The following is an 18,446-nucleotide window of genomic DNA, read 5'->3' on the forward strand; positions in this document are numbered from 1 at the left end:
GTCCCCGGGTCGGTTCGTGCCCGCACGAATCGAGACGGAGGAAAGAGATGGGTACGAAGGACCTGCGCGCGCCCAAGCGCAAGGTGATGCCCGAGATGGAGGGGGCGACCGCCCGCTGGTACGCCCGCAACCGAGGCTCGGCGGCCCAGTTGGCCGAGTACCGCCGGCAGGCCGCGAGACTGGCCGACGGGCTGCCCGACGGGGCGGCGGTGCTGGAGGTCGCGCCCGGCCCCGGTTACCTGGCGATCGAGCTGGCCCGGCTCGGGGCGTACCGGATCACCGGGTTGGACGTCAGTCGGACGTTCGTGGCGCTGGCCGGCGAGGCCGCCCGGCGGGCGGGCGTGGTCGTCGACTTCCGCCAGGGCGACGTCCACGACCTGCCGTTCCCGGCGGGCGCCTTCGACCTGGTGGTCTGCCAGGCGGCGTTCAAGAACTTCGTCCGCCCGGTGCGGGCGCTCGACGAGATGCACCGGGTGCTGCGGCCGGGCGGCCGGGCGGTGATCCACGACCTGCGGTCCGACATCTCGGCGGCGGACATCGCGCGGGAGGTGGCCGGGATGGGGCTGGGCCGGCTGGACGCCTTCTGGACCCGCTCGGCGTTGCGGATGCTGCGCCGGCGGGCGGTCACCGCCGACACCTTCGCCCGGCTCGCCGGGGCGAGCGCGTTCGGTGGTGCCGAGGTGGACCGGGACGGGGGGATCGGCCTGGAGGTCCGGCTCACCCGCGCCGGCTGACCGCCGGGGAACGCCCGGGGCTCCACGGCGGGAGCCCCGGGCGTCACCGGTCAGCGGACGAAGCGCGGCGGGCTCGCCGGGCTCTCGTTCGCCAGGCGGTCCAGCGCGGTCACGTAGTAGGTGTAGCGGTTGCCGGCGACCGCCGTGGTGTCCACCCAGGACTGGGTGGCGCCGTCGGTGGCCCGCACGGTGCCGACCAGGTGGGACGCGTCGGCGAAGTCGCAGCGACCGGCCAGGCCGAGGCCGTCGAACCGGTAGATCGCGTACGAGGCGGCGGTGCCGAGCGGGCCCTTGCCGTCGGCGGGCTGCCGCCAGCTCAGCCGCACCCCGTCCGCCTCCCGCTGGGCCTTGGTGACCACCGGGAAGAGCAGCGGCTTGTGCGGCAGGTGCGTCATGGTCGGCACCAGCGCCGGCCGTGAGTAGTGCTCGGCCGCGTAGATGTCGGTGGCGCCGAGCCGGTTCGCCCGTACCTGCACGGCCGAGAAGTGCACGTTGCCGAGCACCTCCGGGTACGACCGGTTCAACGTCAGGTGGTTCGACAGTTCCTGCGGGTTCATCCAGAACGACCCGTACGCCGGGTCGCCGCTCTTGTAGTCGGCCTGGCCGATGTAGAGCTGGACCTTGGTGCCGCGCACCTGCTCCGCCCACCACGGCACGAGCCGGGCGTAGTCGGCGGCCGGGTACTGGCCGATGTACCAGTAGAGCTGCGGCACCACGTAGTCGATCCACTCCTCCTTGATCCACTTACGGGTGTCGGCGGAGATGATGTCGTAGGACTGCGAGCCGGTGGTGTCCGAGCCGTTCGGGTCGGCCGAGGCGTTGCGCCAGATGCCGAACGGGCTGGCCCCGAACTTCACCCACGGCTTGGCCGCCTTGATCTTGACGTTCATCTCCTGCATCAGCAGGTTGATGTTGTCCCGCCGCCAGTCCGCCTTGTCCGTGAAGCCCCGGTTGTACTGGGCGAAGGTGGCGTCGTCGGGCACCTGGTGGGTGCCGCTCGGGTACGGGTAGAAGTAGTCGTCGAAGTGCACGCCGTCGACGTCGTACCGCTTGACCGCGTCCATCATCGCGGTCTGGACGAACTCGCGGACCGCGGGAATGCCGGGGTTGTAGTAGAGCCGGCTGCCGGCGACGCCGGCCGGCGGGTAGGCGAAGACCCAGTCCGGATGCGCCCGGGCCGGGCTGTCCGGCGCGAGCTGCGACAGGTCGGCGCCGGCGCCGCCGGGGGCCGGCATGGAGACGCGGTACGGGTTGAACCAGGCGTGGAACTCCAGGTTCCGCTTGTGCGACTCGGCGACCAGGAAGGCCAGCGGGTCCCAGCCGGGGTTCTTGCCGCGCACGCCGGTCAGGTACTCCGACCACGGCTCGTACGGCGAGGGCCAGAACGCGTCGGCGGTGGGGCGGACCTGGACCACGACGGCGTTGTGGTTGAGCTTCTGGGCGAGGTCGAGCCAGCCCAGGTATTCCGCCTTCTGCTTGGCGACCTGGTCCGGCGCGGTCCAGGAGTCCTTGCTCGGCCAGTCGATGTTCGTCACCGAGGCGATCCACATGGCCCGGAACTGCCGCTTGGGGGTGGCCGGGTTCGTCACGCAGTCGGTGGAGTTGGTGGTTGTCGTCTCGGTCGGTGCGGCCTGCGCCGGAACGCCGGCCACCAGCGCGCCGAGCAGCGCCACGGCCAGCGCGGCGGCCCTGAGCGGAGTTGCCTTCATGCGGTGCGGTCCCTTCGTCGGGTCCGGGGACGGACGGCGGCCACGGCAACATTCGCCGCGCAGTTCAAGCCGCCGGTAGAAAACTTTCATCTATCCCGACCTGGCGCAAGACCCCGGCCCGGATCGATGCGCAGGCATCCGCCGGGCGGGTCCCGGTGAGCGGGGTCACCTCGCGGATCGTGACCATTCCGACACCTCGCGTACTGGATTGGGTGAGGGAGCGGCTGGGTAGCTTGGCCGGTCACGGGCCGCCGACCGCGGCGGTTCGCACTGTTGGGGGAGGTGATCCATGTCAGTCCTGCGGACCAAGCCGATCAAGGACGTGCTCGCCCAGGGCGACGCCGACGGCGAAGACGGCAAGCCCGGGCTTCGGCGCCGGCTCGGCCCGGTCGACCTGATGGGCTTCGGCATCGGGATCGTGATCGGCACCGGGATCTTCACGCTGACCGGCGTCGAGGCCAAGAACACCGCCGGCCCGGGCGTGGTGATCTCCTTCGGCATCGCCGGCGTGGTCGCCCTGCTCGCCGCGCTCTGCTACGCCGAGCTGGCCTCCAGCGTGCCGACCGCCGGCAGCGCCTACACCTACGCGTACGCCACCATGGGCGAGATCGTCGCCTGGATCATCGGCTGGGACCTGCTGCTGGAGTTCGCGCTCGGCGCGGCGGTGGTGGCCCGCGGCTGGTCCGGCTACCTCGCCGACCTGTTCGGCCTGCCCAGCGCCTGGTTCGCCGAGGAGGGCAGCATCGTCAACCTGGGTGCGATCGGCATCGTGCTGCTGCTCGGCGTGGTCGCCATCGTCGGCATCCGCGAGTCCGCCCGGGTCACCAACGTGCTGGTGCTGGTGAAGGTGGCGATCTGCGCCTTCGTGGTCATCGCCGGGCTGTTCTTCGTGAAGGCGGCCAACCTCACCCCGTTCATCCCGTCCAGCGAGCCGGCCGGCGCCGGTGACGACGGCATCAAGCAGCCGGTCACCCAGGCCCTGTTCGGGCTGGAGCCCTCCGTCTTCGGCTTCGTCGGGGTGCTCACCGCCGCCGCCGTGGTGTTCTTCGCGTACACCGGATTCGAGGCCGTGGCGAACCTGGGCGAGGAGACCCGCAAGCCCAAGCGCGACCTGCCGCTGGGCCTGCTCGGCACCCTGGTCATCTCCACCGTGCTCTACATCGGCGTCTCGCTGGTCGTGGTCGGCATGGTCAAGTACACCGAGATCGACGAGGGCGCGCCGATCGCGTCCGCGTTCCGGGCGGTCGGCGCCGGCTGGGCCGCGACGCTCGTCTCCATCGCCGCCGTCGCCGGCCTGACCAGCGTGATCCTGGTCGACCTGGTGGCCATGGGCCGGATCGGCTTCGCCATCGCCCGGGACGGGCTCATCCCCCCGTCGATCGCCAAGGTGCACCCGCGCTGGGGCACCCCGTACCGGATCGCCGCGATCATGACGGTGGCGGTCGCGCTGCTGGCCGGCTTCCTGCCGCTGTCCGCGCTGGCCGACCTGGTCAGCATCGGCGCGCTCTGCGCGTTCATGCTGGTCGCGATCGCGGTGCCGATCCTGCGCAAGCGGCGGCCCGACCTGGAGCGGCCGTTCAAGGTGCCGTTCTCGCCGGTGCTGCCGATCGTCACGGCGGTGGCCTGCCTCTACCTCAGCCTCAACCTGTCGGTGGAGACCTGGGTGCGGTTCCTGATCTGGATGGCGCTCGGCGCGATCATCTACTTCGGCTACGGGCACCGCAAGAACCGGCTGGCCCGCCTCGAGCACGCCGAGGACACCCCCGAGCCCGCCCCCACCCCCTGAGACCAGCTGTGCAAGGAAGGGCCCCCTCTTAACACCCGGTGGTGAGAGGGGGCCCCTTCTATACCGGAGGCGTTAAGAGGGGGCCCCTCCTTACCGGGTCACCTGAGTGAGGGGGCCGCGTACGGACGGCTTGCCGTCGGTCCAGACCAGCTCGTTCAGCCACACCTGCCGGCCCGGATCGGTGGTGCCCTCCTGCCCGGGCGGCCACGCGTGGTAGAGCAGCCAGGTGCGGCCGTCCTGCTCGACGATCGAGGCGTGGCCCGGCCCGGTGGCCACGTCGTTGCTCTTCAGGATCGGGTTCTCCGGCGCCTTCACGCACGGCCCGGTCGGGCCCTCGCAGACCGCGTAGCCCTCGGCGTACGTGTCCTTGTCGTAGGCGTTCGCGGCGAAGAACAGGAAGAGCTTCCCGTCGTGCCGGTGGAAGAACGGCCCCTCGATCAGGGTCCCCTCCCACGGCTCGGTCTGCTTGAGCAGCTTCGTCGCCGGGCCGGTCAGCGTCAGCCCGTCCGGCGAGAGGCGCTGCGACCAGAGCCAGGTGTCCACACCGATCGCGTTGCCGTCGTTCTTCCACAACAGCCACAGGCTGCCGTCGGTGTCCCGGAACGGGCTGGCGTCGATCGAGCCGCCCAGGTCGGGCTGGCAGACCAGCGGCTTGTCGGAGTCGTCCGCGTACGGCCCGAGCGGCGCGCTCGCCACCGCCCGGCCCAGGCACTGCCGGCCGGAGGCCCGGTCGGCCACCGTGTAGTAGAGGGCGAACCGGTCCGGCGCGAGCTGGATCGCCTCCGGCGCCCACGTCTTCCCGGCGTCCGCCCAGTCCGGCAGCTCCGGCAGCGCGTCGCCGGCCGGCGTCCACTCGACCAGGTCGGGCGAGGTGAGCACCGGGACGTTCTGGCCGCCGGCGTTGGTGTGGAACAGGTACCAGGTGTCGCCCACCCGGATCGCCTGCGGGTCGGGTGCGTCGGTCCGGACGACCGGGTTGGTGAACACGTTCGCGTCCTTCGGCGTACTCGATTCGGTGGTGGGTCCGCCGCCGCAACCGGCGGCGAGCAGCGCGACGGCCAGGGCCGCCGCGCCGCGCCGGAACAGTCGGCCGGTCATCCCTTCAGGCCGCTGCGGGAGACGCCCTGGATGATGTGGCGCTGCGCGAACACGAACAGGATCAGCACCGGCACGCTCGCCAGCATCGCCCCCGCCATGATCACCGGATAGTCGGTGACGTACGCGCCCTGGAGCAGGCCCAGGCCCGCCGGCAGGGTCAGCCGCTCCGGGCTGAACAGCACGTACACCGGCCAGAGGAAGTCGTTCCAGTTGGTCAGGAACGACAGCACCGCCAGAGTGGCCAGGGCCGGCTTGGACAGCGGCAGCAGCACCTGGCGGAAGATCTGCCACTGGTTCGCCCCGTCCAGCACCGCCGCCTCCTCCAGCTCCGCCGGGATGGAGACGAAGAACTGGCGCAGGAAGAACACCCCGAACGCGCTCGCCGCGCCCGGCACGATCACCACGGTCAGCGTGTCGATCCAGTTGATCCGCTCGGCGATGATGAAGTTCGGGATGATCAGCGAGGTGGGCGGCAGGAACAGCGTGCCCACGATCAGCGCGAACAGCACCTTGCGGCCGCGGAACCGCATCCGGGCCAGGGCGTACGCGGCCATCGACGCGGTGACCAGCACCAGCAACGTGTGCAGGGTGGCCGCCAGCATGCTGTTGAGGAACCAGCGCAGCACCGGGTTGGCGGTGCTGTTCAGGATCTGGTCGTAGCCGTAGGTGGAGAACGGGTTCGGCAACCAGCTCGGCGGAACCTGCTGCGCGGCGTCGTAGGTCTTCACCGACGTCAGCAGCATCCACACCAGCGGGGTCACGAAGATCGCGGTGATCAGGAGCAGTACGCCGTAGCGCAGCACCGGACGGACTTTCGACATGGTCGGTCCCTCAGTCTTCCCGGTAGCGGAACAGCCGGAAGTTGACGATGCTCACCACGGCCAGCATCAGCGCGAAGAACACGCTCATCGCGGCGGCCCGACCGGCGTCGTAGTCGCGCAGGCCCTCGTCGACGATCCGCCACACCACGGTCCGGGTCTGCTCGCCCGGCGCGCCCTGGGTGATCAGGAAGGCCTGCCCGAAGACGTTCGCCGAGGCGAGGATCGTGGTGGTGAAGACGAAGAGCATGACCGGGCGCAGGCCGGGGATCGTGACGTGGCGGAACCGGTCCCACCCGCCGGCCCCGTCGACCTTCGCCGCCTCGTACAGCTCGGCCGGGATGTCCTGGAGGCCGGCCAGGTAGATCACCGCGTTGAAGCCGCAGGTCCACCACACGGTCACGCCGACCAGGGAGACCCAGGCCCACGGCACGTCGGTGACCCACGGCGTGTCCGAGGGGAGGCCGACCGCGCCGAGCAGCCGGTTGACCAGGCCCAGGTTGGCGTCCAGCAGGAACCGCCAGAGCAGGCCGATCACCGCCACGCCCAGCACGTACGGGGCGAAGAACGCGGCCCGGAAGAACGTGCGGCCGGGGAACGAACGGTTGAGCAGCAGCGCCAGCCCCAGCGGGATGACCACCAGCAGCGGCACCGAGAACAGCGTGAAGATGCCTGTCGCCCGGACGCTGGACCACCAGTCGCCGTAGATGGCCGAGTCGCTGGAGAACAGGTCCTGGTAGTTGTCGAACCCGATGAACGGCCGGTTGGGCAGTTGCAGGTCCCACTGGTGCAGGCTGATCCAGACCCCGAACAGGATCGGCGCCAGCCCGAAGACGCCGAACAGGATCAGGTACGGCGCGAGGAAGAGGTACGGCGTCGCCCGGTTGCCGCGCTCCGTCGCGCGCCGGCGACGGGTGGGCCCCGCCGGGGGCGGCGCGCTGTCACGCGCCGCCCCGGCCTCGATCACGTCCGCCACGACGGATCAGTTCCCGTACTTCTTGCGGTTGTCCTCGAGCTGCTTGTTCGCCTTGGCCACGCCGTCGTCCAGCGCCTGCTTCGGCGACTTCTTGTTCAGCGCGGCCTCGTTGAAGGCGTTGTAGAAGGTCAGGATGACCTCGCCGAGACCCGGGGTGGCCGGCGGGAACGCCGCGTACTCCAGCTCGGGGGCGAGCGCGTTGACCTCGGCGAGCGCCTTGAACTCGGCGCTCTCCCGGACCGCCTTGCGGGCCGGCACCTGGCCGCCCTTGGCCCAGTCCAGCGAGTGCTGGCTCAGCCAGTTGATGAAGACCTTCGCGCCGGAGACCTTGTTCTCGTTGGCGGAGCGCTGCTTGACGATGGTGAAGTTGTGCGAGTTCGCCCAGGCGGCCTGCTGGCTGCCGATCTGGGGCAGCGGGGCCACGCCCCACTCCACGTTCGCGCTCTTCTTCAGGTCGTTGATCTGCCAGATGCCGTTCCAGTTGAAGGCGTTCTTGCCGCTCTTGAACGCCAGGTAGTCGGCGTCCTGGCCGACGTTGGCCGGCGAGTGGCCCTGCTTGATCAGGTCGACCAGCCAGGTGCACGCCTCGACCGCCGGGTCGGAGTTGAAGGTCGCCTTCGCCACCTCGTCGTCGAAGAGCTTCCCGCCCCACTGGTGCAGCAGGCTGTAGTAGGTCATACCGCCGGTGAACTGGAACGGGCTGACCCAGAAGCCCTGCACGCCCGACTTCTTCAGCTCGGTCAGCGCCGCGGTGTACTCGTCCTTCGTCGCCGGCGGCTTGTTCGGGTCCAGGCCGGCCTTCTGCATGACGGCCTTGTTGTAGTAGAAGCCCAGCGGGTGCATGTCCAGCGGGATGCCGTAGCGCTTCTCGTTGTACAGGCCGCCCTTCCACACCGTGGGGGCGAAGTCGCCCTCGCTGAGTTCCAGGTTCTTGGCCACGTCGTCCAGCTCGCTGATCGTGCCACGGGCGGCGAACGTGGCGAGCTGGTCCATGTGCATGACCGCGATGTCCGGGCCGTTGCCGCTGGAGACCGCGCCGGGGAGCTTGCTGTAGTAGTCCTCCCACTGGTAGGTCACCACGCTGACCGCGATGTTCTGGTGCTCGGTGTTGAACTGCTGCACCAGCGTCTTGAAGATGTCGCCGTCGCCGCCGGTGAAGCCGTTCCACAGCTTCAGGTCGACCTTCGGGCCGGTGTAGTCCTTGCCGCCGTTGCCGGCCGAGCCGGCCTTGTCGGGGCTGCTGCTGCCGCCACCGCACCCGGCCAGGGTCATCGAGGCCGCCGCGCCGAGGCCGACGCCGAGGCCGAGCAGGCGTCGCCGGCTCATCTCGTTCTGGATCATGCGAACTCCTTGGGGGACGGAATTGGAGTATTGCCTGGTCACGGCTGAGGCACGAAACGCAGCAGGTTCCAGGAGGTGGCGGGGAGCGCCACGGTGCAGCGGCCGCCGTCGAGGGTGGGGGTGGTGAGCTCCCGGGGCGTGACCCGCTCGGGATCGGCCTCGGTGTTCGTGGCGACCGGGTCGGCGCCGGCCGCGAGGGTGGTATGCGCCTCGCCGCGCAGCCCGGGCAGGCCGCGCAGGTCCAGGTCGAGCGGGAGGTCGTCGGGGCCCCGGTTGACCGCGAAGACGGCCAGGCCGCCGGTCTCCTCGTCGTGCACGGCGACGGTGTCCAGCACCGGCACGTCGCCGTACCGCTTCGTCGGGTACGTCGGCCCGACCGGCTCGGTGCGCAGCACGGTGCCGCGCGCGTACCGGGCGGTGAGGGCGAACGGGTGGAAGATGCTCTGCCGCCAGGCGGGGCCGCCGTTGCGGGTGCGGATCGGGGCGATCACGTTGGCGAGCTGCGCCTGGCAGGCCACCCCGACCCGGTCGGCGTGCCGGAGCAGGGTGATCAGCAGGTCACCGACCACCACCGCGTCGTCGGCGGTGTAGTCGTCCTCGATCAGCGCCGGCGCCTCGACCCAGCCGCGCCGGTCCAGGTCGGCCTGGAGGCGGGACTGGTACCAGACGTTCCACTCGTCGAAGGAGATCTTCAGCTTGCGCTTCTGCCGCAGCTTGGCGCCCACGTAATCGGCGGTGGCGGTCACCTCGGTGATGAAGGCGTCCATGTCGACGGCGGAGGCCAGGATGCTGGCCCGGTCGCCGTCGGAGGGGTCGTAGTAGGTGTGGGCGGAGATGTAGTCGACGTGCTCGTAGGTGTGCTCCAGCACTGTCGCCTCCCACCCGGCGAACGTGGGCATGCCCCGGTTGGAACTTCCGCAGGCGACCAGGCTGATCGAGGGGTCGATCATCTTCATGGCGCGGGCGGTCTCGGCGGCCAGCCGGCCGTACTCGTCGGCGGTCTTGTGCCCGACCTGCCACGGACCGTCCATCTCGTTGCCGAGGCACCACAGCCGCACCCCGTACGGCTGCTCGGCGCCGTGCTTGCGGCGCAGGTCGGAGAGGCGGGTGCCGCCCGGGTGGTTGGCGTACTCCAGCAGGTCGCAGGCCTCGGGCATGCCGCGCGTGCCGAGGTTGACCGCCATCATCGGCTCGACGCCGGCCTCGGCGGCCCAGGTCATGAACTCGTCCAGCCCGAACGCGTTGGTCTCGATCGTCTTCCAGGCCAGGTCGAGCCGGCGCGGCCGGTCGCCGACGGGGCCGACGCCGTCCTCCCAGCGGTAGCCGGAGACGAAGTTGCCGCCGGGGTAGCGGACCACCGAGACGCCCATCTCGCGGGTCAGGTCCAGCACGTCGCGGCGGAAGCCACGCGGGTCGGCGTTGGGGTGCCCGGGTTCGTAGATCCCGCCGTAGACGCATCGCCCCATGTGCTCGACGAAGGAGCCGAAGATCCGCCGGTCGGCCTCGCCGACCCGGAACGCCGGGTCGACCGTGAGCTGCGCGTTCGGCACGGATGCCACCTTTCCCTCGGGGCCGCTTCAACGGTGACCACGGTCACCGTGTCCCTGGTTTCTACAACGTTGTAACCCGTGCTGTAAAGAGGTCGTTACGACGTCGTGACGCGGTAGAGTGCGCCCGGAGTGCTCGGCGGGGAGGAAGTTCAGTGCGGCACAGGCTCAAGGACGTGGCGGAGCGGGCCGGCGTGTCGGTGAAGACCGTCTCGAACGTCGTCAACGGCTACCAGCACGTGCGCGCCGACACCCGGGCCCGGGTCGAGGAGGCCATCGCCGAACTGCACTACCGGCCCAACCTGTCGGCCCGCAACCTGCGTAAGGGACGCACCGGCGTGATCGCGCTGGCCGTCCCCGAACTCGACATCCCCTACTTCGCCGAGTTGGCCCGCCACGTCGTCGCCGCCGCCGCCGAACACGGCTGGACGGTGCTGATCGACCAGACCAGCGGCGGCCCGGAGCAGGAACGCAAGGCCGCCAGCGGGATCGGCGACCACATGATCGACGGCCTGATCCTCAGCCCGCTCGCGCTCACCGCCGACGACCTCGCCGGCCTCGACGGCCTGCCGATGGTGCTGCTCGGCGAGCGGGTCGACCACGGCCCCGCCGACCACGTCATGATCGACAACGTGGCCGCCGCCCGGGAGATCACCGCCCACCTGGTCGGGCTCGGCCGCCGCCGGATCGCCGCCATCGGCTCGCAACGCACCCCCGAGGGCGCCAGCGCCCGGCTGCGCCTGGAGGGTTACGCCGCCGCGCTGGCCGAGGCCGGCATCGGGTACGACGACAGCCTGGTGGCGCCCGCGCCGGCCTGGCACCGCGCGGACGGCGCGGCCGCCATGCGGCACCTGCTCACCTCCGGGGTACGCCCCGACGCCGTCTTCTGCTTCAACGACACGCTCGCCCTCGGCGCGCTGCGCGCCCTGCACGAGGCCGGCCTGCGCGTGCCGGAGGACGTCGCGGTCGCCGGCTTCGACGACATCGAGGACGGCCGCTTCTCGATCCCCACCCTGAGCACTGTCGCCCCCGACAAGGAACGCATCGCCCGCCTGGCGGTCGAACTACTCGCCGGCCGCCTGACCGCCGACCGCGACGCCCCGCCCCGCGAACTGGTCGCCCCGCACCGCCTCTCCCTCCGCGAATCCGCCCCCCGCCCCTGACCTCCACCCCCTTCCCCTCCGCGATCTTGCAGTTGGTGCCCCGGCATTCGGGGCGAATGCCTCGTCCGAGGGGCACAAAGTGCAAGATCAGCGAGGTGGGGGGCGGGGTCAGTCGAAGAAGCGGGCCAGGTGGGACGAGGGGGGCGGGGGAGCGTCGGCGGGGAGCGGGGTCAGGTCGGCGAAGATGGACGCGCCGTCGCAGCCCACGTGCAGCGGATACCAGCGCGGGGCGCCCGGTGGGCGCTGACCGCAGATGCCCTTGAAGGTCTGTACGTCGAGCAGTCGGACGTGGGTCGGGTCGGCCACCGCGTTGACGTGCCGCCACCAGGGACTCATCACGTGCAGCACCCCGCCCGGCCGCAACACCCGGTGGCACTCGTCGAACAGCGGCAGAAAGTCGATCAGATGCTCCACGATGTGCACGGCGAAGAAGACGTCCACCGAGTCGTCCCGCAGCGGAAGTGACCCGGAGAGGTTGGCGACCGCGTCCACCCCCGGCGCCGGATAGATGTCCAGCCCCAGGTTGCCCGGCCACTGCTTGGTCGCCCCGCAGCCCAGGTCCACCACCACCGGTGGCCGGCCGGCCACCCCGACCCGGCACCACACCCCGAGCACCCCGTCCAACCGGCCGATCAGATCCCGCACCAGCCGAAGTTGCGTCGGGTCGGCGACCTCCCCGGTCAGGTGGGCTACGCCCCGGTCGAAGCGCACCTCCACTGTCGTGCCGCGCAGCCGCTCGTCGTGCCGCGCCAGATCGGCCCACGCCTCGGCGAGGAAACCGTCGGCCTGCCGGAGCCGCTCACCCGAGAGCGCGGCCTGCCCCATCGCCACCATGCGCCACCTCCGGCCGCGCGTTACCCCCATTCCGCCCCGATACACGCCCGCCCACCGTGCCCCGCGCCCGCGCCGCGCGCCCGCCCTCGCCCGCGCGCCCGCCCTCGCCCCGCGCCCGCACCCCCCTCCGCCCCAGCGTCTGCCCCTCGCCCGCGCCTCGCCGGTCAGTGATCAAGGAGCTCGTGCCGACCCGATCGGCCCCGAGAGAGCGCGTCGATCATGAAGTTGGCGGCGACAAATCGGGCACGCGCTGCCGTCAACTTCATGATCGACGCGAGCGGGGCGGGGTGGGGGAGGGGAGGGGAGGGGAGGGGGGTCAGGGGGCGAGGGTTCGGCGGGAGGGGCGCATGCGCTGGCGGGGCTGGGGAGCGGCCGGCTTCGGGCGTTTGAGGTGGTAGCGGTGCAGCTCGTTGTTGCCGGCCAGGGACGGGTCCTCGCTCATCGCGACCAGCTCCCAGCCCTGGTCGCCGGCCCGGTTCAGGTGGGCCAGGGCGGTGTCGCCGTAGGGCGTGACGTCGACCATGGAGCCGTCCGGGCCGTACCAGATGAAGACGATCTCCCAGCCGGCGTCGTTGGTGGCGGGCTGGCGGCGGCGGACCAGCAGCGCGTACTCCCACTTGGGCATGGGGTCATTGTCACCCCGGGGGAGCGCGCCGGCACGGATCAGTCCTCGGCGATCCGTCCGTCGGTCACGCGCAGCCGCCGGTTCACGCTCACCGCGTCGAGCATCCGCCGGTCGTGGGTCACCAGCAGCAGCGTGCCGGGGTAACCGGCCAGCGCCGACTCCAACTGCTCGATCGCCGCCAGGTCGAGGTGGTTGGTCGGCTCGTCGAGCACCAGCAGGTTGACGCCACGGCCCTGGAGCAGCGCCAGCGCGGCCCGGGTCCGCTCGCCGGGGGACAGCGTCGCCGCCGGGCGCAGCACGTGGTCGGCGCGCAGGCCGAACTTGGCCAGCAGCGTCCGCACGTCCGCCGGGTTGAGTTCGGGTACGGCGGCGGCGAACGCGTCGAGCAGCGGCTGGTCGCCGAGGAACAGCCCGCGCGCCTGGTCCACCTCGCCGACCACCACACCCGGGCCGAGCGCGGCGTGCCCCTCGTCCAGCGGCAGCCGGCCCAGCAGCGCGGCCAGCAGGGTGCTCTTGCCGGAGCCGTTCGCCCCGGTGATCGCCACCCGGTCGGCCCAGTCGATCTGGAGGTCCACCGGGCCGAGCGTGAAGGCGCCCCGGCGTACCACTGCTCCTCGGAGCGAGGCCACGACGGCGCCGGCGCGGGGCGCGGCGGCGATCTCCATCTGGAGCTCCCACTCCTTGCGCGGCTCCTCGACCACCTCCAGCCGCTCGATCAGCCGTGCGGTCTGCTTGGCCTTCGCCGCCTGCTTCTCGGTCGACTCGGCCCGGAACTTGCGGCCGATCTTGTCGTTGTCGGTGGCCTTGCGGCGGGCGTTCTTCACGCCCTTCTCCATCCAGGCCCGCTGGGTCCGGGCGCGCGCCTCCAGGCCGGCCTTCGTGTCGGCGTACTCCTCGAACTCCTCGCGGGCGTGCCGGCGCGCCACGGCCCGTTCCTCCAGGTAGGCCGCGTAGCCGCCGCCGTAGTGGTTGACCTGCCGCTGGTGCAGGTCGAGTTCGACGATCCGGTTGACCGTGCGGGTGAGGAACTCGCGGTCGTGGCTGACCAGCACGGTGCCGGCGCGCAGCCCGGTGACGAACCGCTCCAGCCGGTCCAGCCCGGCCAGGTCGAGGTCGTTGGTGGGCTCGTCGAGCAGGAAGATGTCGTAGCGGCTGAGCAGCAGCGAGGCCAGCCCGGCACGGGCCGCCTGCCCGCCGGAGAGCCCCACCGTCGGATGGTCCAGGCCCACGTCGAGGCCCAGCTCCGCGGCGACCTGCTCGGCCCGCTCGTCCAGGTCCGCGCCGCCCAGGTCCAACCACCGTTCCAGAGCGACGGCGTACGCGTCGTCGGCGCCGGCCGCCCCGGCGGTCAGCGCCTCCGTGGCGGCGTCCAGCGCGGCCTGCGCGGCGGTCACGCCGGTGCGCCGGGCCAGGAAGTCGCGGACCGTCTCGCCCGGCCGGCGTTCCGGCTCCTGCGGCAGGTAGCCGACCGTGGCGGTGGGCGGGTTCAACGCCACCGTGCCCTGCTCCCGGGGCTGGAGGCCGGCGAGCGTGCGCAGCAGCGTGGACTTGCCGGCGCCGTTCACCCCGACCAGGCCGATCACGTCGCCGGGGGCGACGACCAGGCTGAGGTCCTCGAAGAGGAGGCGGTCACCGTGGCCGGCGGTGAGATCCTTGGCGATCAACGTGGCGCTCATCAGGTCACCGAGCCTACCGGCGCGCGCATCCGGATTACCGTGACCCGCGCTCGGGCAGGCACACCCGTGAGGGAGACTCACAGCCGTGGTGACCACACTGGCGATCGACTGCGGGGGCGGCGGGATCAAGGCCTCCGTGCTTGACGCCGCCGGCACCATGCGGGCCCGCCCGCTGCGCGTGCCCACCCCGTACCCCCTGCCCCCGGCCTTGTTCGTCGAGACGCTGCGCGATCTCGGCGCCCGGCTGCCCGCGGCGGACCGGCTCACCGTCGGCATGCCCGGCATGATCCGGCACGGCGTGGTGGTGGCCACCCCGCACTACGTGACCCGCGCCGGGCCGCGCAGCCGCGTGGACCCGGACCTGGTCGCGGAGTGGTCCGGGTACGACGCGCGCGGCGCGCTGGCCGAGGCGTTCGGCGTGCCCGCGCTGGTCCTCAACGACGCCGAGGTGCACGGCGCCGGCGTGGTCGCCGGGACCGGCTGCGAGCTGGTGCTGACGCTCGGCACCGGGCTGGGCAGCGCGCTCTTCGACGGCGGGACGATCGCCCCGCACCTGGAGCTGTCGCACGCGCCGGTGCGGTGGAACACCACCTACGACACGTACGTCGGGGAGCCGGAACGGCGGCGCCTGGGCGACGCGTTCTGGTCCCGGCGGATCCGGCAGGTGGTGGACGGGCTGCGGCCGGTGTTCCGCTGGGACCGGCTCTACCTCGGCGGCGGCAACTCGCGCCTGATCCGCTCCGAGCAGGTGGCCCGGATGGGGGACGATGTCGTGGTCGTCCCGAACACGGCCGGAATCGTGGGTGGTGTCCGGGCCTGGGAGCTTGTGGGCGACAGATACGACCCCACGCCCTGATCTCTACCCGTGGAACACTCGCGGTTCCTCCGGTGTTGTGCCAGCGTCGGACAAAGGGCTGACGCGACACGAGGAGGTGGGTCGAGTGGACCTTCTGGCGGAGTACCGGCGGGCGACCATGTTCTTCGACTCGGGGGACCCGACCGGGGCGGCCCGGCTGCTCGAGCCGATCATCGAGGCGGAGCCCGACAACTCCTCGGTGCGGCAGCTGCTGGCCCGGGCCTACTTCCAGTCGGCCCAGCTCAACCGGGCCGAGGAGCACCTGCGTGAGCTGGTCGACCGGGACCCGAGCGACCACTACGCGCACCACGTGCTCGGTCGCACGCTGGAGCGGATGAACCGGCCGGCGGACGCGCTGCGGCATCTGCGCATCGCGGCGGCCATGCACTCCACCAACACCGACTACGCCACCGCCCTCAAGCGGGTCGAGGGGCGGGTCGGTCGTTAGTTCCGTCGAGGGGCAGCCCGGGTGGGCTGCCCCTCGGCATACCTAGGATGGACTCGTGAAGCTCAAGCTCGACCTCCACGACATCTACAACAAGGGCCACGACATCGACCGCGCGTTGCGCGGGATCATGGACGAGGCGGTGGCGAAGAAGGCCACGCTCGTGGAGATCATCCCGGGCAAGGGCTCCGGCGCGCTGAAGAAGAAGGTGCTGCGCTTCCTCGACCAGAAGGACGTCAAGCAGCTCTACCACCGGGTCGAGAAGGACTCGAAGAACTTCGGCCGGCTGTTCGTGCACTTCCGCTGGAAATAGCGCTTCGCCGGGGCTGCGGCCCGCACGGCGGACGGTGCAAGATCTGAACATGTTCAAAGAGTGGTCGGCCGGAACCTGGCTGTTGATCGGCCTGGTCGGATCGGTGCTGCTTCGGGGAACCCTGTGGGTGATCACGACCCTGAACGTCGCACCGCTCCTCGGGCCGGCCCACCTGCTGCTGATCTCGGAACTCGGCCGTACCGCCGGCACGGCGACCTGGCTCGGCGACATCGTCGCGTCGTTCCTGTTCGCCGTCGCGACAGGCGTTGTCTGCATCGGACTGCGCCGCGACCGAGTGTGGGCCCGGTGGCTGGGAGCCTGGTTGGCCCGCTTCTACGTGGCCCTGAATGCCGGGGCCGCGGTCGGCTGTGCCGCGCTGCTCCGGGTCGTGGGCCCGGCGGCCTGGTTGCTTGTCTTCCCGTTCGCCCTGTACGTCGTCTCGCTGGGCGTCGCGATCATGACCGCTCGGCAACTGAAGCGGAGTGGTGACGCACCGGGACTAGACGCAGACCCAGCAGTACAGCCGCTCGCTGCGGGCGGTTGCCCGCCGGGCCAGACCGGCCAGCTCGATCAGGACCTCGGCCAGGAGTGACGGTTCGCCCCGACCCCAGAACTCCTCGGTCTCCGACCAGGGCACCGCCACCTCCCGGAGCCGGCTCTCCGAGGCGTCGGCCAGGGCGGCGTGCAACTCGTCGGTCAGCGAGATGACCAGCAGCTCGCCGTCGTGGCGGACCGCGACGGCCTGGCCCCACCTCGGGTTCTCCGTCACCACGTCGTAGGCGACGCCGGTCAGGAGCGCCTCCAGCGTGCCGAGCTGTACGACGGGTTGGATCCCTTTCAGTTCGACCACCTCGAAGCCCGACGCGGAGCGCGGGCCGCCGAGCACGTCGGCGACCGTGGCGGCGGCGTCGTCGTCCGGCGCCGAGAAGTAGTCACAGAGGATGCCCACGGCGCGGATCATGCCAGCCCGGGCCGACACCAGGACTCGGTCTACAGGTCCCGGACGGCGACCGTCTGGCCGCCGCTCTGCTCACCGGTCGGCCGGAAGCCCAGCTTCAGGTAGAACTCCTCCGGGCCGCCGGGGCGGGGCTCCCAGGTGACGTACGCCCGGTGGCCGCCCCGGGAGCGGATTTCCTCGCACACCGCCTCGACGGCGAACCGGCCGTAGCCCCGGCCCTGGGTGTCGGCGGCGATGTTCAGCCGCCAGAGGCCGGCGCGCACGTCGTCCGGGTCGTCGTTCCACGCGATGTCGAAGAACGCCATGAGGAAGCCGACGAGCCGGTCCCCGTCGTAGACCAGCCGCGGCCAGGCGTGCTCCGGGAAGACGTACGCCTCGGCGAGCGACTTGACCACCGGCGCCACCAGATCCTCCTGGTCGGGGCGTACCGACAGGCCGAGGGCCGCCTCGTAGTTGTCGGGGGTGACCTTCTCCAGCCGCATGCGCGCAGCGTAGTGAGGTAGGCCGGAGCCGGCGACTCCGTATTCGTGGACGGGAGCCCCGCCAACGGCGATCATGCTCGGGTGGCTGAGTTGATCGTGGAGATCCACGTTCCGTTGGTGCCGGCGTCCGGTCTCTCCGCTGACGTGTATCCCTTCCCCTGGATCGACGACATCGAGGCGCTTCTCGCCGAGATGGACGGCCGAGGGGAGATCGACGTGTTCGACGAGGGTGAAGAACGCGGCGACGTCTACGTCTTCGCGGTCGGCGGTGCGGAGGAGGCGGGCCTGCTCGCCGCCGCGTCCCGGGTGGCCGCGCTCGACCGGGTGCCGCGAGGCGCGTACGCGGTGGTCACCGACGACGAGGCGGACGACATCGGCCAGGGGTGCCGGGTGGAACTCGGCACGTCCTGACCGCGTGCCGCAGCGGGCGGTCCTGCCAGGCGACTCGGTGATCCACTCCGGTACGCCGTAGTGGCGGCATCCCGGGCGGGTGCATGCGACCACCTCGACGAACTGGTGTGGATCAACGGTCTGGCCGGTCCGGTTTCTATGAACGGCGGATCCAGGTCAGGAGGGCGGGGACCCAGTGGTCCCCGTACCGGTGCTGGAGGTCCGCCAACCGCCAGTCGTCGCCGGTGACGACCCGGCGGCAGCGCGTCGCGCCGCATCCGCACGCCATCGCGAAGTCGCCGACTCCGGTGCTGGTGGCGTAGTCGTTCGTCAGCTCCTCGCCGGCTGCGACGTCCCGGCGGGTGACCAGGGTGAACGGGGCGTCCCACCACAGGTTCGGGTCGCAACTGTGGTTGCCCTTGCCGTTGGGCCGCCCGGGCGGCAGAACGAGGTGCAGATCGTCCGCCACCGTGATGGTGTCGACGTAGGGGCGGTCCGGTCGGGCGAGCAGGGCGCGCAACTCCCCGTCGGTGACGAGCCGGCCGCCGAGCCGGGACACCGCCGTCCCGGCCGCAATGGCAGCCCGGGCGAACAGGCCCTCACCCGAGATCCCGGACGGGCGGACCTCGACGTCGGGGTGGAGCCAGCAGTCGGCCTCGGGCGCGCGCCACACCCGTCCACCCTGGCCTGCCGTG

At 71.4% G+C, this 18,446-nt stretch carries 20 protein-coding genes; 8 read left to right on the top strand and 12 right to left on the bottom strand.

All coding sequences use genetic code 11. The features are described from left to right. Positions 1 to 47 precede the first annotated feature (47 nt). On the top strand, positions 48 to 734 hold the full coding sequence (locus tag O7598_RS02325; protein ID WP_269689809.1) for a class I SAM-dependent methyltransferase: 687 nt from the start codon (positions 48 to 50) through the stop codon (positions 732 to 734). A 50-nt stretch (positions 735 to 784) separates the two neighbouring features. On the opposite strand, the gene O7598_RS02330 is transcribed toward O7598_RS02325, so the two are convergent. After that, positions 785 to 2,443 carry a glycoside hydrolase family 10 protein gene (locus tag O7598_RS02330; RefSeq protein ID WP_269689810.1) on the bottom strand — a complete coding sequence of 553 codons (1,659 nt, stop codon included), beginning with the start codon at positions 2,441 to 2,443 and terminating at the stop codon, positions 785 to 787. A gap of 289 nt (positions 2,444 to 2,732) precedes the next feature. Between O7598_RS02330 and O7598_RS02335 the strand changes: the two genes are divergently transcribed. Beyond that, complete coding sequence (locus O7598_RS02335; RefSeq protein WP_269689811.1) at positions 2,733 to 4,229, top strand: APC family permease; 1,497 nt, start codon at positions 2,733 to 2,735, stop codon at positions 4,227 to 4,229. A gap of 90 nt (positions 4,230 to 4,319) precedes the next feature. On the opposite strand, the gene O7598_RS02340 is transcribed toward O7598_RS02335, so the two are convergent. From O7598_RS02340 to arfA, 5 genes are read right to left on the bottom strand one after another with little or no spacing between them, the layout of a single operon-like run. Further along, positions 4,320 to 5,327 carry a glycoside hydrolase family 43 protein gene (locus O7598_RS02340; protein ID WP_269689812.1) on the bottom strand — a complete coding sequence of 336 codons (1,008 nt, stop codon included), beginning with the start codon at positions 5,325 to 5,327 and terminating at the stop codon, positions 4,320 to 4,322. Next, positions 5,324 to 6,148, bottom strand: a complete 825-nt coding sequence (locus tag O7598_RS02345; protein ID WP_269689813.1) for a carbohydrate ABC transporter permease — start codon at positions 6,146 to 6,148, stop codon at positions 5,324 to 5,326. The genes O7598_RS02340 and O7598_RS02345 overlap by 4 nt, the downstream gene beginning before the upstream one ends. A 10-nt stretch (positions 6,149 to 6,158) precedes the next feature. After that, on the bottom strand, positions 6,159 to 7,121 hold the full coding sequence (locus O7598_RS02350; protein ID WP_269689814.1) for a carbohydrate ABC transporter permease: 963 nt from the start codon (positions 7,119 to 7,121) through the stop codon (positions 6,159 to 6,161). Between the two features lie 6 nt (positions 7,122 to 7,127). After that, positions 7,128 to 8,462 (bottom strand): ABC transporter substrate-binding protein, encoded by a 1,335-nt coding sequence (locus O7598_RS02355; RefSeq protein WP_269689815.1) that lies wholly within the window; start codon positions 8,460 to 8,462, stop codon positions 7,128 to 7,130. A gap of 38 nt (positions 8,463 to 8,500) precedes the next feature. After that, positions 8,501 to 10,012, bottom strand: coding sequence for an arabinosylfuranosidase ArfA (gene arfA, locus O7598_RS02360; RefSeq protein WP_269689816.1), 1,512 nt, complete (start codon positions 10,010 to 10,012; stop codon positions 8,501 to 8,503). A gap of 152 nt (positions 10,013 to 10,164) precedes the next feature. Here arfA and O7598_RS02365 point away from each other — a divergent pair, with 152 nt between their 5' ends. Next, positions 10,165 to 11,172: a LacI family DNA-binding transcriptional regulator gene (locus tag O7598_RS02365; protein WP_269689817.1), complete on the top strand. Its 1,008-nt coding sequence runs from the start codon at positions 10,165 to 10,167 to the stop codon at positions 11,170 to 11,172. A 108-nt stretch (positions 11,173 to 11,280) separates the two neighbouring features. Here the strand turns inward: O7598_RS02365 and O7598_RS02370 are convergent, their stop codons facing one another. The 3 genes from O7598_RS02370 to O7598_RS02380 all read right to left on the bottom strand — a co-directional run bounded on the left by O7598_RS02370 (position 11,281) and on the right by O7598_RS02380 (position 14,307). Further along, positions 11,281 to 12,006, bottom strand: coding sequence for a methyltransferase domain-containing protein (locus O7598_RS02370; RefSeq protein WP_269689818.1), 726 nt, complete (start codon positions 12,004 to 12,006; stop codon positions 11,281 to 11,283). Between the two features lie 316 nt (positions 12,007 to 12,322). Further along, positions 12,323 to 12,631: a hypothetical protein gene (locus O7598_RS02375; protein WP_269689819.1), complete on the bottom strand. Its 309-nt coding sequence runs from the start codon at positions 12,629 to 12,631 to the stop codon at positions 12,323 to 12,325. A gap of 38 nt (positions 12,632 to 12,669) precedes the next feature. Continuing rightward, positions 12,670 to 14,307 carry an ABC-F family ATP-binding cassette domain-containing protein gene (locus O7598_RS02380; protein ID WP_269689820.1) on the bottom strand — a complete coding sequence of 546 codons (1,638 nt, stop codon included), beginning with the start codon at positions 14,305 to 14,307 and terminating at the stop codon, positions 12,670 to 12,672. Between the two features lie 85 nt (positions 14,308 to 14,392). Here O7598_RS02380 and O7598_RS02385 point away from each other — a divergent pair, with 85 nt between their 5' ends. The 4 genes from O7598_RS02385 to O7598_RS02400 all read left to right on the top strand — a co-directional run bounded on the left by O7598_RS02385 (position 14,393) and on the right by O7598_RS02400 (position 16,513). Beyond that, complete coding sequence (locus O7598_RS02385; protein WP_091065482.1) at positions 14,393 to 15,163, top strand: ROK family protein; 771 nt, start codon at positions 14,393 to 14,395, stop codon at positions 15,161 to 15,163. A gap of 85 nt (positions 15,164 to 15,248) precedes the next feature. Beyond that, complete coding sequence (locus O7598_RS02390; protein ID WP_091065485.1) at positions 15,249 to 15,611, top strand: tetratricopeptide repeat protein; 363 nt, start codon at positions 15,249 to 15,251, stop codon at positions 15,609 to 15,611. Positions 15,612 to 15,666: 55 nt separating this feature from the next. Beyond that, on the top strand, positions 15,667 to 15,921 hold the full coding sequence (locus O7598_RS02395; RefSeq protein WP_013288724.1) for a Smr/MutS family protein: 255 nt from the start codon (positions 15,667 to 15,669) through the stop codon (positions 15,919 to 15,921). A gap of 49 nt (positions 15,922 to 15,970) precedes the next feature. Continuing rightward, positions 15,971 to 16,513, top strand: a complete 543-nt coding sequence (locus O7598_RS02400) for a hypothetical protein (protein WP_269689821.1) — start codon at positions 15,971 to 15,973, stop codon at positions 16,511 to 16,513. On the opposite strand, the gene O7598_RS02405 is transcribed toward O7598_RS02400, so the two are convergent. After that, positions 16,421 to 16,870, bottom strand: coding sequence for a hypothetical protein (locus tag O7598_RS02405; protein WP_269689822.1), 450 nt, complete (start codon positions 16,868 to 16,870; stop codon positions 16,421 to 16,423). The genes O7598_RS02400 and O7598_RS02405 overlap by 93 nt on opposite strands. 41 nt (positions 16,871 to 16,911) lie before the next feature. Next, positions 16,912 to 17,361, bottom strand: a complete 450-nt coding sequence (locus O7598_RS02410; protein WP_269689823.1) for a GNAT family N-acetyltransferase — start codon at positions 17,359 to 17,361, stop codon at positions 16,912 to 16,914. A gap of 81 nt (positions 17,362 to 17,442) precedes the next feature. Here O7598_RS02410 and O7598_RS02415 point away from each other — a divergent pair, with 81 nt between their 5' ends. Continuing rightward, positions 17,443 to 17,772, top strand: a complete 330-nt coding sequence (locus O7598_RS02415; protein WP_269689824.1) for a hypothetical protein — start codon at positions 17,443 to 17,445, stop codon at positions 17,770 to 17,772. A 136-nt stretch (positions 17,773 to 17,908) separates the two neighbouring features. On the opposite strand, the gene O7598_RS02420 is transcribed toward O7598_RS02415, so the two are convergent. Further along, positions 17,909 to 18,424, bottom strand: a complete 516-nt coding sequence (locus O7598_RS02420; RefSeq protein ID WP_269689825.1) for an SET domain-containing protein — start codon at positions 18,422 to 18,424, stop codon at positions 17,909 to 17,911. Between the last annotated feature and the right edge of the window lie 22 nt (positions 18,425 to 18,446).

The sequence above is a fragment of the Micromonospora sp. WMMC241 genome, from assembly GCF_027460165.1.
Taxonomy (GTDB): Bacteria; Actinomycetota; Actinomycetes; order Mycobacteriales; family Micromonosporaceae; genus Micromonospora; species Micromonospora humi.

Excerpts from the sequence above, each read along its gene's own strand:
- O7598_RS02325 (WP_269689809.1), top strand. The coding sequence starts at position 48 with ATGGGTACGAAGGACCTGCGCGCGCCCAAGCGCAAGGTGATGCCCGAG.
- O7598_RS02330 (WP_269689810.1), bottom strand. The coding sequence starts at position 2,443 with ATGAAGGCAACTCCGCTCAGGGCCGCCGCGCTGGCCGTGGCGCTGCTC.
- O7598_RS02335 (WP_269689811.1), top strand. The coding sequence starts at position 2,733 with ATGTCAGTCCTGCGGACCAAGCCGATCAAGGACGTGCTCGCCCAGGGC.
- O7598_RS02340 (WP_269689812.1), bottom strand. The coding sequence starts at position 5,327 with ATGACCGGCCGACTGTTCCGGCGCGGCGCGGCGGCCCTGGCCGTCGCG.
- O7598_RS02345 (WP_269689813.1), bottom strand. The coding sequence starts at position 6,148 with ATGTCGAAAGTCCGTCCGGTGCTGCGCTACGGCGTACTGCTCCTGATC.
- O7598_RS02355 (WP_269689815.1), bottom strand. The coding sequence starts at position 8,462 with ATGATCCAGAACGAGATGAGCCGGCGACGCCTGCTCGGCCTCGGCGTC.
- O7598_RS02370 (WP_269689818.1), bottom strand. The coding sequence starts at position 12,006 with ATGGTGGCGATGGGGCAGGCCGCGCTCTCGGGTGAGCGGCTCCGGCAG.
- O7598_RS02375 (WP_269689819.1), bottom strand. The coding sequence starts at position 12,631 with ATGCCCAAGTGGGAGTACGCGCTGCTGGTCCGCCGCCGCCAGCCCGCC.
- O7598_RS02380 (WP_269689820.1), bottom strand. The coding sequence starts at position 14,307 with ATGAGCGCCACGTTGATCGCCAAGGATCTCACCGCCGGCCACGGTGAC.
- O7598_RS02400 (WP_269689821.1), top strand. The coding sequence starts at position 15,971 with ATGTTCAAAGAGTGGTCGGCCGGAACCTGGCTGTTGATCGGCCTGGTC.
- O7598_RS02410 (WP_269689823.1), bottom strand. The coding sequence starts at position 17,361 with ATGCGGCTGGAGAAGGTCACCCCCGACAACTACGAGGCGGCCCTCGGC.